This window comes from Micromonospora sp. NPDC005299, from assembly GCF_042872345.1.
Classification (GTDB): Bacteria; Actinomycetota; Actinomycetes; order Mycobacteriales; family Micromonosporaceae; genus Micromonospora.
In genome coordinates this window covers 322,115-337,917 of sequence record NZ_JBIAKG010000005.1, presented here as the reverse complement: position 1 = coordinate 337,917, position 15,803 = coordinate 322,115, and the positions used below count along the sequence as shown (strand labels likewise).

Annotated in this window: 13 protein-coding genes and 1 pseudogene; 2 read left to right on the top strand and 12 right to left on the bottom strand. The window is 71.6% G+C overall.

Annotated elements, in window-relative coordinates:
* Nucleotides 1–12: 12 nt before the first annotated feature.
* Nucleotides 13–858: a DUF4097 domain-containing protein gene (locus tag ACFYPD_RS17395; protein WP_387113981.1), complete on the bottom strand. Its 846-nt coding sequence runs from the start codon at nt 856–858 to the stop codon at nt 13–15.
* A 75-nt stretch (nt 859–933) separates the two neighbouring features.
* Nucleotides 934–1,467 carry a YlcI/YnfO family protein gene (locus ACFYPD_RS17390; RefSeq protein WP_387113979.1) on the bottom strand — a complete coding sequence of 178 codons (534 nt, stop codon included), beginning with the start codon at nt 1,465–1,467 and terminating at the stop codon, nt 934–936.
* Between the two features lie 193 nt (nt 1,468–1,660).
* Here ACFYPD_RS17390 and ACFYPD_RS17385 point away from each other — a divergent pair, with 193 nt between their 5' ends.
* On the top strand, nt 1,661–2,128 hold the full coding sequence (locus ACFYPD_RS17385; RefSeq protein WP_387113977.1) for a hypothetical protein: 468 nt from the start codon (nt 1,661–1,663) through the stop codon (nt 2,126–2,128).
* A gap of 349 nt (nt 2,129–2,477) precedes the next feature.
* Here ACFYPD_RS17385 and ACFYPD_RS17380 read toward each other — a convergent pair whose 3' ends face one another.
* Nucleotides 2,478–3,464: a 1-aminocyclopropane-1-carboxylate deaminase/D-cysteine desulfhydrase gene (locus ACFYPD_RS17380; RefSeq protein ID WP_387113975.1), complete on the bottom strand. Its 987-nt coding sequence runs from the start codon at nt 3,462–3,464 to the stop codon at nt 2,478–2,480.
* Nucleotides 3,465–3,574: 110 nt separating this feature from the next.
* Between ACFYPD_RS17380 and ACFYPD_RS17375 the strand changes: the two genes are divergently transcribed.
* A complete protein-coding gene (locus tag ACFYPD_RS17375; protein WP_387113973.1) occupies nt 3,575–4,909 on the top strand; it encodes a phospholipase in 1,335 nt (444 codons plus the stop codon).
* A 105-nt stretch (nt 4,910–5,014) separates the two neighbouring features.
* Here the strand turns inward: ACFYPD_RS17375 and ACFYPD_RS17370 are convergent, their stop codons facing one another.
* The 9 genes and pseudogenes from ACFYPD_RS17370 to ACFYPD_RS17330 form a co-directional block, all read right to left on the bottom strand.
* Nucleotides 5,015–5,191, bottom strand: a complete 177-nt coding sequence (locus ACFYPD_RS17370) for a hypothetical protein (protein ID WP_387114395.1) — start codon at nt 5,189–5,191, stop codon at nt 5,015–5,017.
* Nucleotides 5,192–5,374: 183 nt separating this feature from the next.
* The gene (locus ACFYPD_RS17365; RefSeq protein ID WP_387113971.1) at nt 5,375–6,766 is read right to left on the bottom strand and encodes a pyridoxal phosphate-dependent decarboxylase family protein; all 1,392 of its coding nucleotides are present in this window, start codon (nt 6,764–6,766) and stop codon (nt 5,375–5,377) included.
* 57 nt (nt 6,767–6,823) lie between these two features.
* Complete coding sequence (locus tag ACFYPD_RS17360; protein WP_387113969.1) at nt 6,824–7,696, bottom strand: alpha/beta fold hydrolase; 873 nt, start codon at nt 7,694–7,696, stop codon at nt 6,824–6,826.
* Nucleotides 7,697–7,816: 120 nt separating this feature from the next.
* Nucleotides 7,817–8,812 carry a glycoside hydrolase family 11 protein gene (locus tag ACFYPD_RS17355; RefSeq protein ID WP_387113968.1) on the bottom strand — a complete coding sequence of 332 codons (996 nt, stop codon included), beginning with the start codon at nt 8,810–8,812 and terminating at the stop codon, nt 7,817–7,819.
* Between the two features lie 284 nt (nt 8,813–9,096).
* A pseudogene (locus tag ACFYPD_RS17350) lies at nt 9,097–10,063 on the bottom strand (acetylxylan esterase).
* A gap of 150 nt (nt 10,064–10,213) precedes the next feature.
* Nucleotides 10,214–12,538, bottom strand: coding sequence for a beta-glucosidase (locus ACFYPD_RS17345; protein ID WP_387113967.1), 2,325 nt, complete (start codon nt 12,536–12,538; stop codon nt 10,214–10,216).
* 39 nt (nt 12,539–12,577) lie between these two features.
* Nucleotides 12,578–13,393, bottom strand: coding sequence for a carbohydrate ABC transporter permease (locus ACFYPD_RS17340; RefSeq protein WP_387114392.1), 816 nt, complete (start codon nt 13,391–13,393; stop codon nt 12,578–12,580).
* Nucleotides 13,394–13,439: 46 nt separating this feature from the next.
* A complete protein-coding gene (locus ACFYPD_RS17335; protein WP_387113965.1) occupies nt 13,440–14,438 on the bottom strand; it encodes a carbohydrate ABC transporter permease in 999 nt (332 codons plus the stop codon).
* Nucleotides 14,435–15,745 carry an extracellular solute-binding protein gene (locus ACFYPD_RS17330; protein ID WP_387113963.1) on the bottom strand — a complete coding sequence of 437 codons (1,311 nt, stop codon included), beginning with the start codon at nt 15,743–15,745 and terminating at the stop codon, nt 14,435–14,437. Before ACFYPD_RS17330 ends, ACFYPD_RS17335 begins: the two co-directional genes overlap by 4 nt.
* Between the last annotated feature and the right edge of the window lie 58 nt (nt 15,746–15,803).

Here is a 15,803-nt window from a genome sequence, read left to right as displayed (position 1 = left end):
GCCGGAAGCGGATCAGGAGCGGTGGATGATGATGTCTCCGCAGGAGGTCCGGCCACGGACCTCGACGGTTTCGTCGGCGCGGTCGGGTCCGGTGGCGTCGTCCAACTGGTTGCGCACCTGTCCGAATCCGGTGTTCACCTCCAGCCAGGCGGCGGTGCCTGCGGCGATGCCGACGTCCAGGTCACCGAGGGCGGTGCCGAGGACGACCGCGCCACGGACCACCTCGCCGAGGCGGACGCTGCCGTTGGAGGTCTTCGCGTCGACACCCGCGCCGGCCCGTTGGATGTGGATGTCGCCGTTGGCCGCGCGCACCCGCACGTCGCCGGTGACCGTGTCGACCGTGGTGTCGCCGTTGGAGTTCTTGACCACCGCGGTGCCCTGGATCTCGCCGATCCGGACCTTGCCGGAGCCGGTGGAGATCTCGGCGTGGCCCGAGATGGTGTCGGCGGTGACGTGGCCGGCCGACGTGCTCACGTGCAGCGGGCCGGTTCGTTCGAGCCAGATCTTGCCGACGGAGGTCTTGAGGCGGCACTGCCCGAGCCGGCCGGCACAACGGTAGTCGCCCACCTGCATCTCGGCGGACACCTGGGAGCCGCTGGGCAGTTCGATGGACACGTTGACCGACCTGGTCTTGCGGGAGAAGTCGAAGGCACGCGACTTCGGACCGGTGATCCGCAGCGTGCCGCTGGTGTAGTCGACGCGGACCTGCTGAGCGGCTTTCACGTCGGACTCGTCGGCTTCGTCGCTCGGGCGGACCTCGACGACGGTGTCGGTCCGGTCGCTCGCGACGATGCGCACGTCGCCGACGCCGAGTTCGAGCGTGACGGAAATCGGTTCGGGAGTCTCGAAATTGGGCATGGTCGTCCCCGCATCATGGGTAGGTGAGCCGTCCCCGCAGGTCGGGGACGTGAGTGAGGAGAGCGTGCGGTGCGGCTAGCGCACCCAACCGGTGAAGTGCTGCTTGGCCCTTCTCCCGCCGGCGGGTGACGCGGCACGCTGATCGCGGTCGGACCGCTGCAGGCCGGCGGCGGCCGCCCGGACCAGCCAGGCGTTGACCGAGCGCCCCTCCTTGGCCGCGGCCTCCTCGACCGCGGCCTTGAGCTGCTCGGGCAGGCGTACGTTGATCCGCGCGGCGGGGCCGTCCTCGGCGATCAGCAGCTCGCTGGCCGGCGTGCTGCCGGCCGTCGCCGCAGCGTGCTGGGCCGCGAGTTCGAGCGGCTCGGCGGGTGGCGAGGTCACGACGAAGTTCGGATCGCGTCCCCGCAGGCGCAGCTCCACCGAACCCGGAGCCAGGTCCCGGGTGATCTCGTCGGCGGCGGCCGACAGCGCGTCCAGCAGCGTCATCCGGATCGCCGACTCGAGCGACCCGGTCAGGCGCTCGACCAGCGCACGTGCCTCCTCGCCGCCGGCTTCGGCGAGCGTGGCGAACTCACGTCCGAGGTTGTTCACATACGGGGTCAAGTCCATGGTGCCAGTCTGGCACACCGATGGCACACACACAAGCCACGATGGCTCAGCAAGGCGTCATGCCGGCATCACCTGGTGCCGGCGGCCAATGAGCAGCGGGAGCGCTGAACGGGGTTGCGCAGGTAGACGATCTTCGTGACACTCCCCCTGCCGCTCCGCCGACAACGGCGGGCCTGACCGCGCAGGGGATCCCATGCAGCCGTTGCACCCGGAGCCGACCTCACGGCGCCCGGTCTGGATGTGGGCCGGCGCGGCTGCGGGGCTCGGCCTCGCCCTCACGATGTTCGTCAACAACAGCGGACCGAGCATCCGTGCCGCGGCGAGCCGGCCGACCACCAGCGCCTTCGTGGTGTCCGGCGCGGTGGTGCTCGGCGACGGAGCATCCTTCAGCAGGGACGACCACGGCGGCTGCGCCGGCACCGGCGCCCGCGCCGACGTCATCGACGGCGCCCCGGTGCTCATCATGACCACAGCCGGGTTGGCCGCCGGGAAGTTGACCGGCGCGCGGGCGCTCACCGACGGCACCTGCCGATTCTGGTTCTCCGTCCCCGGGGTGCCCACCGGGCAGGACGGCTACCTGGTCATGATCGCCGACCGGGACCCACGCCAGTACGCCGAACCGGAGCTGACCGGTGCGCTGGTGAGCCTGCGCGTCGACTGAAACCGTGCCCGGCGTACCCCTGGGGTGCCCGGGGTAGTCCGTCGCATGGGGTGCGGACGGATCGCGGACCACGGCTTCCTGGCCGATGGCCGTAGCGCGGTGCTGGTGGACCGCTTCGGGGCGGCGAACTGGTGGTGTCCCGCGCGGTTCGACGCTCCGTCGGTGTTCGCCCGCCTGCTCGAGCCGGGCGCCACGACGTGCCACCCGCGCCGGACCGGCTCATCCCCGCCGGCCAGGACGGCCCACGGCCACCACCGCACCGCTGACGTCAGACCGGCAGTCGCGCCTCGACATCGACCACCGACCGTGACGGATCCGGGCGGCTAGCCGTCGCTTTCATGATCACCGGTCAGTGGCCGGTGGCGCCGGGCGCGGTGTGCCAGTAGAGCGTCGGGCCGGACGCGTCCCATCCTCCGCACAGCTGACGGATCGCCGCTGCCGCCTTGGCCGTGTAGACCGGGTCGGCGGCCAGTCCGGCGTGTTCCCGGAGCCACCCCGCAGCCTCGACGCTCGGCCCGGACGGTATCCCGTACCCGGGCCCGAGCCACTCGCGGCGCAGGTCGAACGGCGCGAGGGGCACCGTGTCGGGAACCGGCGCACCGTGGCGGCGCAGCAGTCGCGCGGTCGCCGTGGCCAGGCGGCGGACCTGTGCCGGACCTACCCGGGTCCGGTCGTTGACGAGGATTCCCACCACCTCGCTGTCGAGCCCGGCGAGGGCCAGCCCGAGGATCAGCCCGGCGGCCGTGCCACCCGAGCCGACCGGGACGACCACCCGCCGGGGCGCGGGCAGCTCTCCGGCGGCGACCTGCTCGGCGACTTCCAGGGCCGCCTCGACGAAACCCAGGCAGCCGTGCGCGTTCGACCCGCCGACCGGCAGCAGGCCGGGACGCCGCCCGCGCAGGGCCGCGCCGATGAACAGCCGGCCCGCCGTCGCATACGCTCCGGCCACGGTGTCCACCCGGTGCATCGTCGCGCCGGCCGCCCGGACGGCCACCATCTGCTCCTCGACGTGCTCGTCGTACGGCTGCTCGACGGCGACGACGTGGGCCTGGATTCCGGTGTCCGCGGCATAGCGGGCCACGGCCACGGCGTGGTGACTTCCGGTGCCGCCACCGGTGACCACGACACCGCACCGTCGCCGCAGCAGGTCCGCCAGGCTCCACTCGAGCTTGCGGACCTTGTTGCCGCCATACCGGTCGCCGTATCGGCTGTCGTCCTTGATCCACAGATCGTGCGGGTCGATCCGGCGGACCGCGGTCGGGCCCGTGCCCAGCGGCAGGAACGGCAGTCGGGGCGCGACCGAGGGATAGCGGGAGTGCAGGCGGGGTCCCGTCATGCCATCCGTCCTTGCTCCACGGGGGATCGACATCTGTTCACAAGCCGCGCCTAGCATAGACGCGAGACGATCGAATCCGAGGTCGGCGCGGCGGGCTGCGGGAGGCTGCGGTGTTCGGACGTCGCGAACGGGGCGTGATCCTGGTGGTCCTGGCCTGCCTCGTCGGCACGGGCACACCCGCCGCCCGCGCGGACGCGGCCGCCGCCCCCGGCGGGACGTATTACCTGCAGAGTGTCCGCAGCGGACTGAACGCGGCGGAGCGCGACGGTGTGATCGTCCAGCGGTCCCCGCGCGGCGACGAGGACCGGCAGCAGTGGCGGCTGCGCACCAGCGGCGACGGGCAACTGCTGGAGAACACGGTCACGCCGGGGTGGTGCCTGGGCCGCCGGGACGCCGTCGCGGTGGCCGTCGGTTGCGCCGAGCCGGCGGCCCGATGGGTCGTCACCGCCGCGGGACCCGAGCGGTACACCCTCGCCGAGCCCGGCACCGATCGCTTCCTCACCGCCGTGCCCGGGCGGGCGGAGCTGAGCCTGGAGCCGGCCGGCACGAGCTGGTATCTCACCCCCGTCGAGCCGGTGACCCGCCCGCTGCCGCCCGAGGACGAGCGCCGCCTCGACCAGCTGACCTTCCTGACCGCGCACAACGCCTACGCCAACGGTGTCGACGGTGGCTTCGCCCCGCCCGTGATCGACCTGCTCCCCAACCAGGTACGGGGCATCGAACGGCAGCTCGCCGACGGCGTACGCGGCTTCCAGCTGGACATCCACCAGACCCGCGACGGCGCCATCCTGTGTCACAACGGCTGCTTCCTGGTGTTCCGGCCGGTGGCGCTATGGGTGGACCTGCACCGGATCGTGGACTTCCTCCGGCGCAACCCGCGCGAGTTCGTCACCGTCTTCCTGGAGGACTACGTCAGCGCCCAGGTGCTCCGCGCCGAGCTGGCCCGCGTCCCGGGCCTGACCGACCTGCTGTACCGGCCGGACCTCGACGGGGTGCCGGCCACCGGCTGGCCGCGGCTGCGCGAGCTGCGCGAACGCGACCGGCGACTGCTGATCTTCACGGACCGCCGCCGCGAGGACGACCAGGCCGGCGGGCTCACCCGGGACACCTTCGGGGTGCTCTACCAGCGCGAGTGGACGGTGGAGAACTACTGGTCCATGGGACCGGGCGTCGGCGAGAGCGACTGGACGTGCGTGAGCCGGTGGCCGGACCGGCCGCTCACCCACGGCGGCGAGTCCGCGTTCCGGCCGCTGTTCGTGATGAACCACTTCCGGGACGCCCCGGTGCCGGTGACCGTCGCGATCGACAACGGCCGCCTGCTCAACCGGGCGGGCCGGTTCTGCCAGCCGGCCGCCCGCAAGAAGCCGAACTACGTCGCGGTCGACCGGTACGACCTCGGCGGACCCGCCGCCGCCGTGGGCGCGCTCAACACGTACTGGTACTAAGCGATCATCGAGCGGCGCGGGTCGGCTGCGCCCGGCTGCGGGTCAGCACCGCGCTGACGTCGAGCGGCGCCGGCTGTGGCTGGCCGGCGCCGCTCATGTCATCTGTTAGAGGGTGGTTTCGCCGGGCAGGCCGAAGTAGTCGTGCCATTTGGCGCCGCCGGTGAAGGTGGTGCCGGTGGACAGGCCGACGTAGACGTCGTTGGTGGCGCCCTTGGTGAACACGATGATGTCGTCCTTGCCGTCGCCGTTGACGTCGCCGAGGTAGGGGAACTCACCGGCCAGGCAGAAGAACTCGTTCCACTTGACGGTGGTACCGGCGAACGACGTCCCAGACGGTCACCTATCCGAACTCCGGCTGGGAGACCTGGCGGCAGGTACGGGCCGATGTCACGTTGAACGCCGGTTACAACACGCTACGACTGACCCACCTGACCGGTGGGCCGAGATCGACTTCATCGAGGTCGCCTAGGGCCGGGAGTCTCGCACGCGGGCGCCGGCGAGGCGCGTGATCGCCGCGACCGAGCGGTCCACGTCCGCCTCGGTCGTGGTGGCGTTCGACACCGAGAGGCGCATGAGGCGTCGCCCCCGCCACGTCGTGCCGCCCGCCCAGCAGGTGCCGTCCGCCTGCACTGCCGCCACCACCCGGTCGGTGCGCGCGTCGTCGCCGAAGCCGACCAGCACCTGGTTGAGGACCACCTCGTTCGCCACCTCGAACCCCGCCGCGGAAAGGCCCTCGGCGAACCGGCGGGCCAGCGCGCAGCACCGGTCCACCACGGCCGCGACCCCGTCGCGACCCAGCTCCCGAAGCCCGGCCCAGACGGCGAACCCTCGCGCCCGCCGCGAGGACTCGGCGGTGAGATCCGCGCCCACCGCCGCGCCGCCGGACCCGACCAGGTACGCGGCGGCGTACGACATCGCCGCCGCGTGCACGTCGGGCCGGGCGCAGAACGCGAATGCCGAGTCGTACGGCAGGTTCAGCCACTTGTGGCCGTCGCAGGCCCACGAGTCCGCCAGTTCCAGCCCGTCCACCAGGTGCCGCGTGGTCGGGCTCGCCGCCGCCCACAGTCCGAACGCCCCGTCCACATGCGCCCATCCACCGTGCCGGTGAACCAGCTCGCACGCCTCTCGCAGCTCGTCGCAGGCGCCGGTGTTCACGTTGCCGGCCTGCAGACACACGATGGTGAGGCCCGGGGAGCCGGCTCGCAGCACGGCCCGGAGCGCGGCGAGGTCGATGGCGCCGTTGGGGCCGGCGGGCACCGGCTCCACCACGTCCGTCCCGAGACCGAGCAGACGCAGCGACCGGTCGATGGTGCCGTGCCGCTCCTCCCCCGCGATCACCCGGATCGGCGGCGCCCCGAGCAGCCCGCGCCGCTCCACGTCCCAGCCCGCGTCGGCCAGCACCTGGTGCCGGGCGGCGGCGAGCCCGGCGGTGTTCGCCGCCTGGGCGCCGGTGACGAAACCCACCGATGCCGACGCCGGGACCCCCAGTAGCTCCTTCAGCCAGCCGCCGGCGGCCGCCTCGGCGGCGATGGCGGCCGGCGACGTGACCGCGTTGAACGCGAGCTGGTCCCAACCGGCGGCGAGGATGTCGGCCGCGGTCGCCGCCGGCAACGCGCCGCCGACCACGAACCCGAAGTACCGCGGGCCGGCGCTGGCGACCAGGCCGGGCTCGGCCGCGGCGAGCAGGTCGGCCAGCACCTGCTCAGGTGGGCAGGAGGCGGACGGCAACGGGCCGGAGAAGGCGACGGTCAACGCGGCCTGGTCGACCGGCACGCCGACCGGCCGATCCGGCAACGACCGCCGGTAGCCCGCCGCCTGGTCGGCGGCCAGTCGGAACAGGTGACTCAGTTGCTCCACCGCCGCACCCTATCCCCCGGACCCCACCGGCTCCGGCGGGCGCGATGCCGGATACCGTCAGCGGTGCACGCGCCCTAGGAAGTCGCGCATCAGTGCCACCACCTCGTCGAGGTGGGTCTCCAGCAGCCAGTGACCCCCGTCGAGCAGGTGCAGCTCCGCATCGGGGAGGTCCCGGAGGTACGCCCGCGCCGCGCCGGCGGGCATGTAGCCGTCGTGCGGCCCCCAGAGGATGAGCGCGGGTGGGCGGTGCCGGCGCAGGTACGCCTGCTGGCGCGGGAACCAGTCGACGGTGGTGCGCTGGTCGGCGAGCAGACGGGCGAGGTTCTGCGGGCCGGGCGGGCGGCCCACCTGCGCCCAGGACAGGACCCACAGGTCGGGGCTGACCCGGTCGGCGATCTCCTCCGGCAGATCACCCACGAACTCGTCGCGGAATCCCCGTTCCGAGACGGTGGGGGCCACGGTCGCCAGTGCCTGCGGGTACGGCTCGGCCCACATCTCCTTGAGGGGCGCGTACCTCGGGCCGTGCTGGTCGGGATAGATGTCGCCGTTCTGGATGACCAGCGCGGCGACCCGCTCCGGCGCGCTCATGGCCAGGCGCAGCCCGAACTGCGAGCCGTAGTCCTGGAGGTAGATGGCGTACCGCTGCAGGCCGACGGCCTCGGCGAACCGGCGCAGGAAGTCGGCGTACGCGTCGAAGGTGTAGGCGAATCGCCCCTCGTCCGCTCGGGTGTAGCCGAAGCCGGGCAGATCGGGGGCGAGCAGTCGCCAACGGTCGCCGAGCGCCGGCATCAGGTGGCGAAACTGGAGGGACGACGACGGGTAGCCGTGCGGCAGGAGCACGACCGGAGCGTCGGCCGCGCCGGCCTCCCGGTAGAACGTCCGGATCCCGTCCACGTCGACGGTGCGGTGCGCGACCGGCGCGGCTGCCATGGCGCGGGCTACCCGTCCGGTCCCCCGCCAAACGGGGGACGGTGATCGTTGGGCTGGCCCTGGTCCCGAGGAGGCGGGTGGGGTGGCGGCCCGCCGACGGCACCCCACCCACGGACCAGGTCAGCCGGTCGCGCAGCTCGCGGTGGGCGTGGTGTTGGTGCCGTTCTTGTAGAGCGTGATGCCGAAGTTGTTGCCGTTGCCATTGGGACGGGCCGTGAGGGTGCCGCTGGTGCCGCTGATCGAGGCGTTCCAGCTGTTCTGCAGGGTCTGCCCGCCGTTCGTGCGGATGGTGACGACCCAGTTGCTGCTGCCGCTGACCGAGAAGCTCACGTTGAACCGGTCGCTCCACTCGTCGCCGCGGCTGACGCTGACCGTGCAGCCGCCACCGGGCGGCGGGGTGGTGGGGCCGGGGGCGGCGCCGCCCACCGTGATGTTGGAGCTGCCGCTGCTCTGGTAGCCCTCCGTGGCCAGAATCTGGTAGTCGTGGGTGCCCAGGTTCATCCCGTACCGGGACCACGCGTCGAAGTGGTTGCCGGTGGGGATGATGCCGCCCACCCGCTTCGACTGCCGGACGCTCCAGTACTGGTAGAAGGTCCTGGTGCCCTCGATGGAGGGCGCGTTCACCCGCTGGGTCCGGTAGATGTCGTACGTGCCGCCGTCGCTGCTGACCGTGCCCATGAACCCCTGGCCGCCCGGAGGCCGGTAGGTGCCCCAACTGTCGACGATGTAGTACTCGACGAGCGGGTTTCTGGTCCACCCGTAGAGGGTCAGATAGGCGTTGCCGGACGGACTGAAGGTGCCGGAGTAGGTCACCGTCCGGCGTGCGCCCGGATTCCAGCCCTTGCCGGCGACGAAGTTGTTGACGTTGCTCCACTGGGTGCTGTACTGGCCACCGCTACCCATGTTCATGGAGACGTTGCCACTGTCCTTCCAGAAGGAATAGAAGTAGCCGTTGTTCGTCCCGGTCGAGTTGGACGTCACGGTCTCGGCCTGCGCGGGGCTGGACAGCAGGGCCGTGGCGCCGGCGGTGACCAGGACGGCGGCGCAGGCACCGCCGATGAGCGTTCGGAGGCCTCCGCGTCTGGGGGTCCTCGCGCGGACGGGGGCGTCGGTCATGTGCGTGCTTCCTCTCTCGACGGCCGGCGGAGGGGCAGGTCGCGGGCGGTCCGCATCGGCGGGGATGGATAGATTTCGATGGCGAAAGCATCGACCGCGCGCCGTCACATTGTCAACAACTTCCGGAAAGGTTGCGGAGATCCCGTCGCAAGGCGGGATCTCGGACCGAGGGCATCACCGCTGGTCAAGAGGCATCGGCGGGCGATGGCGATTCGAGGACGACGGGCCGAGCCTCGAATGCGAGGCTCACCGAGCTCGCGACGATTCCGGAACTTCCGGGAAGGTCAGCCGTCCAGGGCACTACGGAGGAAGTCGGGCGCCGCCGCGTCGTCGTCGATGCCGCCCGCCTCGTGGCCGTTGTACCGCCACACCGCCAGCTCGACCGGTCCCCGGTAGGCGTTGACCGCGGCGAAGACCGTGGACGGGGGCACGATCTCGTCCATCAGCGCCACGGAGAAGCGGGCCGGCACGGTGGCCCGGCGGGCGAAGGCGACCCCGTCGACGTAGCCGAGGGTGCGCAGCACCTGCTCCTCCCGGTCCCGGTGCACCGCCAGGTAGTCCCGGATCTCCCGGTAGGGCGCGGCGTCGGTGATGGTCACGGCGCGCGGCATGTCGCAGAGGAACGGCACGTACGCCACCGCCGCACGCAGGTCCGGCACCAGGGCGGCGGCGGCGAGCGCGGCACCACCGCCCTGGCTGTGGCCGAGCACCGCGACCCGGGCGGCGTCGACGGCCGGCAGGCGGCGTGCCGTGTCGACGGCCCGGACGGCGTCGGTGAGGAAGCGGCGGTAAGTAGTACCGGCGCGGGTCCTCGACGCCCCGGGTGGTCATCCCGGGCGCCTGCGGGCCGGCCCCGGCGATGTCCGGGGTGTCGCCCCGGCTCCACCCGGACCCCTGGCCGCGGGTGTCCATCTGGAGGTGGGCGAAGCCGGCGGCGGCCCAGAGCAGGTTCTCCAGCGGGTGGCCGCGCCCGCCGCCGTAGCCGACGTACTGCACGATCGCCGGCAGCGGCCCCGGCGCGTCCCGCGGCACCCGCAGCCACGCCTTCACCGGCTGCCCGGCGAAGCCCGGGAAGGTCACGTCGAAGACCTCCAGCCCGACCAGCGGGGTGGCCACCGCCGTCACCTCGACCGGGTCGCCGCAGGACCGGGCCTCGGCCAGGGTGTCGGCCCAGAACGCGTCGAAATCCGGCGGCTCGCGCAGGTCGCTGCGGTGGGCACGCAGCTCCGCCTCGGGCAGGTCGGTGTACACGGCCGCCTCTCAGCTCGTCGGGTGCGGGGTTGAACGGGTAGACGTGGCCCTACTTCTTACGCAAGTCAGGGGTGCCGGACCGAGGACGGCCCCTCCACTGAGCGTGTGCTGGTCCGCCGGGCGTCCACGGGGACGCCCGGCGGACCGGCCTCACCTGATCTCGGACGTCGTCCAGCGCGGCGAGTCGGTGGTGACCGGCACGGTGTCACCGACCAGGGTGGTCAGCGCCTCCGTGTCCCGCCGAGCGCTCGTGCCGACCCAGAGTTCGACCTCGCCGGGCTCCACGACCCGGGTGAGCGTGCGGTCGGAGAAGGCCAGGCGAGTGGTGGGGACCGTCAGCTCGACGGTGACCGACTGGCCCGGGTCCAGGTGGACCCGCCGGTAGCCGAGCAGCTGCGCCACCGGCCGGGTCACCGAGGCCACCAGGTCGCGGCCGTAGAGCTGGACCACGTCGTCGCCGGCCACCGCGCCGGTGTTGGTCACGCACACCGTCACCTGCAGCGCACCGTCGGTCGGTGCCGTCGCCGGTGCGCTGAGGCCGGTGTGCGCGAACGTCGTGTAGGACAGGCCGTGGCCGAACGCCGCCGCGGGCGTCGCCGGCAGGTTGGTCACCTCGCTGCCCTCGCCGAGCGTGGGGTGCAGGTAGGAGTACGGCTGCGCCCCCGCCGAGCCGGGCAGGCTGACCGGCAGCCTGCCCGACGGGTTGACCCGCCCGGAGAGCACGCCCGCGATCGCTCCGGCCCCCTCCTCACCGGGGAAGAACGCCTGCACCACCGCCGCGCAGCGCGACAGCGCCCAGCCGACCGCGTACGGTCGGCCCGTGAGCAGCACGAGGACGACCGGCGTGCCCGTGGCCAGCACGGCCTCCACGAGCTCGCGCTGAACTCCGGGCAGCTCCAGGTCCTCCCGGTCGCAGCCTTCGCCGACCGTGCCGCGCCCGAAGAGGCCGGCGTGGTCACCGACGACCAGTACGGCGACCTCCGCGGCAGATGCCGTGGCGACGGCCTCCGCGAAACCGGACCGGTCGTCGGTGTCCACGTCGCAGCCACTCGCCCAGGTGACGAGATCGGCGCCGAACTCGACGCGCATCGCGTCGAGGGCGGTCGACACCTCGATGCCGGTCTCCACGCCGGGATGCTGGACGAGCACGTGGTTGAGGAAGGAGTAGCACCCGAAGAGCGCGGCCTGCCGGTCCGCGTTCGGACCGATGACCGCCATGCGCCGGCCCGCGGGCAGCGGAAGGACGCCCCGGTTGGCGACCAGGACGACCGACTCCTCGGCGAGGCGGCGGGCGATCGACCGGTGCTCCGGTGAGTCGAGGTCGACCGCCCGGGGCGGCTCGTCCGTGAACGTGGCGTCGAGCAGCCCGAGTTCCAGCTTCTCGCGCAGAACCCGCAGCACCGCCCGGTCGATGAGCGCTTCGTCGAGCTTGCCGGCCCGCACCCTGTCCCGCAGGGCCAGATAGGCGTCGCCCGTCGGGAGCTCGATGTCGACACCCGCGGTCAGCGCCTGCACGGCCGCCTCCGCGTGGTCGGCCGCGACGTGGTGCAGCAGATTCAGGAAGGCGACGCCGTAGTAGTCGGACACCACCGTGCCGTCGAAGCCCCACCTGTCCCGCAGCACGCCGGTGAGCATCGTCGGATCGGCGGCCACGGGCACGCCGTCGATCTCGGTGTAGGAGTGCATGATGCTGCGGGCGTTCCCGTCGAGAATCGCCATCTCGAACGGGAGGAACAGCACGTCGGCGAGCTCCCGAGGGCCGGCGTGCACCGGGGCGAAGTTGCGCCCGGCGCGCGACGCGGAATAGCCCGCGAAGTGCTTCAGCGTGGCGTGCACGCCCTGCGACTGGAGACCGCGCACGTAGGACGTGCCGATGGTGCCGACCAGGTAGGGGTCCTCGGCGATGCACTCGTCGACCCGGCCCCAGCGCGGGTCCCGGATCACGTCGAGCACCGGGGCGAGACCCTGGTGGATGCCCAGCGCCCGCATCGAGGCCCCGATCGCCGCGGCCATCTCGGTGACGAGCTCGGGATCGAACGCGGCGCCCCAGCCCAGCGGGGTGGGGAAGGTGGCCGCCTTCCACGCCGAGAGCCCGGTCAGGCACTCCTCGTGGACGATCGCCGGTATCCCCAACCTGGTGCCCGTCACCAGGTCCCGCTGGAATTGCCACAGCCAGGCCGCGCGGGCTGCGGCGTCGACCGGACGGGTGCCGTAGGCCCGGGTGAGGTGGCCGAGTCCGTGCCGGGCGAAGTCCTCAAGCTTGACGGCGTCGCCGAACTCGCCCTGCAGGGGTGCGACCGCCTCGCCGTCCTCCTTCTCCCAGAAGCCGACGAGCTGCGCGATCTTCTCCTCGATCGTCATCCGGCCGAGCAGCTCACGTACGCGCGCCTCGCCGGCGTACCCGTGCGGCCGATCGTGGTCGGGAGCTGCCTGGGCCGGCGCCGGCCCGCCCACCACCGCGTGGACCTCAGTCATGCTGTGCCTTTCCTCTGGTTGTGCTGGTACCGCTGTCGCTCAGCCCTTGACCGCGCCCTGCAGGCCACCGACGATCTGCTTCTCCGCGAGCGTGAAGAAGAACAGTGCCGGCAGCATCGCCAGCGACGTGAAGGCGAGTACGCCGGCGGTGTCGGTGGAGAACTGGCTCGAGAAGTTCTGCACCCCCAGCGGCAGGGTGTGCAGGCTGACATCGCCGAGGACGAGCAGCGGCAGGAGGAACGCGTTCCAACTGGCCACGAACGCGAGGACGCCGACGGTGACGAGCGCGGGCCGCGACAGCGGCAGCGCGATGCGCCAGAGGAAGCCGAGCCGACTTGCGCCGTCGATCGCCGCCGCGTCCTCCAACTCGCGGGGGATGGCGGACAGGAAGGGCCGCAGGATCACGATCGTCAGCGGCAACTGGAAGGCGACCTGCGGAAGGATCACCGCGTAGTAGGAGTTGATCAGGTCCAGGTCCCGCAGCATGAGGTAGAGCGGCAGGATCGCCGCCCCGGCCGGGAAGAGCAGGCCGAGGGTGAAGAACGTGTAGAGCGCCTCACGCCCCCGGAAGGCGTACCGGGCGAGCACGAACGCGGCGGCCATGCCGAGCACCACGACGCCGAGGGTGGTACCGAGAGCGATCACCCCGCTGTTGAACGCCTGCTGCCAGAACCTGCCCTGCGTCAGCACCCGGGTGTAGTTGTCGAAGACCCACGGGTCGGGCAGGCCGGCCGGGTCGGCGACGATCTGCGGGGTGGTGCGGAAACCGCCGACGATCACGTAGAGGATCGGGGCGATCGACACGGCCGCGACGGCGAGCGCCAGCGCGTACGTGAGCGGCGTGCCCCACGACATCGGCCGGCGCGCGGCGGACGGGGAAGGAACGGGGTTCGCAGCCACGTCAGTTCGCCCTTCTGGTGATGGCGCCCTCGATGTCCCGACGGAGGATGAAGCGTTGGAACAGCAGCGCCGCGACGAACGAGATGACGAAAAGGATCACGGCCACCGCGTTGCCGTAGCCCCACAGCCGGGCGAAGAAGCCGTTGTCCACCATGTACGTCGCCATGGTGCCCGACGCCCCGAGCGACCGGACCGCGGGCACCGAGGTCACCCAGATCACGTCGAAGACCTGCAGCGAACCGATCATCGACAGGAACATCCAGATCCGGATCGTCGGGCCGAGCAGCGGGAGCGTGACATGGCGCTGGGTCTGCCACCAGCTCGCGCCGTCGATCGCCGCGGCCTCGGTCAGCTCGTGCGGCACGTTCGACAGGCCGGCGAGCAGGAGGATGATGGCGAAGCCCACGTACTTCCAGGTGAGGACGAACAGCATCGTCCAGATGACGATGTCGAGGTCGGCGAGCCACGCCTGCACCAGGCTGCCCAGTCCGAGTGACCGCATCAGCGCGTCGACCGTGCCGCCGTCGGTCAGGATCAGCTTCCACATGATGCCGACGGTGACCTCGGCGAGCACGTAGGGCACGAACACCAGCAGGCGGAACACGGAGCGCCCGCGGAAGCGACGGTTGAGCAGCAGGGCGATGCCCAGGGCGACGGGGCCCTGGATCAGCAGCGACCCGACGACGATGATGGCGTTGTTGCGCAGCGCGTCGAGGAAGATCGGGTCCTGGAAGGCGAGCGTGTAGTTCCTGAAGCCGACGTACTCGGTGGGGGGTCCGACCCCACGCCACCGGAACAGGCTGTAGTAGACCGCGAAGCCCATCGGCACCAGCACGAACATCACGTAGACGACGAGCGCCGGCGTGGTGAGCCCGACGATCTCGTACCACTTACGGCGGGTCTCGGCCCGGCGGGAGGACGAGCTTCCGGCGGGCCGGTGACCCGCCAGCGGCGCGGAAGCGCCGCCGGCGGGGAACCGGGTCTGGTCGGTGGAGGTCACTTGCTTGCGGCTGCCTTCATCCCCGAGACGACCTTCTCAGGCGTCCCGTTGCCCGCGAAGATGCCGACGATCCCGTCGTTCATCGCGGTGCCGACGGTGCTGCCGTAGGCCGTGTCCAGCCAGAGCTGGACGTAGCTCGCCTCGGACGTGGCCTGCAGGATGGACTTCAGCGCGGGGTCCTGGACGCCGGCCTCCGCGCCCTTGACGACGGGGAGCCCGGTGCCGGTCTCGGCGTAGCCCTTCTGCACGTCGGGGCTCGCGATGTACTTGAGGAACTCGACGCACTCGGCCGGGGCGTTCTTGGCGCAGGCGAACCCGTCGCCGCCGCCGAGCGCGGCCTTCGGGTCACCGGCGGAACCGGAGATCGCCGGCACGGGGAACCAGCCGAGGAACTTGGCGAGCTTGGCCTTGTCCGTGGCGACGTTGTCCAGCGTGCCCCGGTTCCAGTCGCCCATCAGCTCCATCGCGGCCTTGCCGTTGGCGAGCAGGCCGTTTGCGCTGGTCGGGTCGTTCTGGCCCGGCGTGGCGATGAAGTTGTTCTGGAACGGCTTGGTGTCGATGAAGGCCTTCAGGTCCTGGCCGGCCTTCACGAAGCACGGATCGTCGAAGACCTTGTCGGTGGACGCCTTCTTCAGGGTGTCGACCGAGCAGTCGCGCAGCGCGAAGTTGTACCACCAGTGCGCGGCGGGCCACTTGTCACCGGCGCCGACGGCGATCGGGGTGACGTTGATGGCCTTGAGCTTCGTGACCGCCGCGTTGAGCTCTTCGAACGTGGTCGGCGGAGCGCTGATGCCCGCCTGGGCGAACATGTCCTTGTTGTACCAGATGCCCTCGATGCCCATCCGGAACGGCAGGCCGTACTGCTTGCCGTTCACCTGCCAGATCTCGGCCGCGCTGCCGATGTTGGCAACCTCCGTCTTGACCTGATCGGTGATGTCCTTGAGGTAGTCGGCCTCCACCTGCTCACGCAGCTCGCCGCCACCCCACGACATGAAGACGTCCGGCGGGTCGTTGCTCAGCAGCGCGGCGGGGATCCGGGTCCGCTGCAGCTGGTTGGTCTCGATCGCCTCGATCTCGATCTTGACGGTCGGGTGGAGCGCGGAGAAGTCCTTGGCGACCTTCTCCCAGTAGGTCTTGCCCGGCCCGTCCTGGGGCGCGTTGTGCCACCAGGTCAGGGTCACCGGGTTCTTGTACAGCTCACTTTCGCTGGACGCCTCGTCGTCGCCGCCGCTGTTGCAACCAGCGACGACGAGAACGCTTGCCATGAGCAGTGCCAGGGCGGCACCTGCACGGCGCTTCGTCGCCATCGATGTCTCCTCCGTCAGGCTGTCGCGGTACTCGGCCTGCGGGGAGTTTTACAGCCGT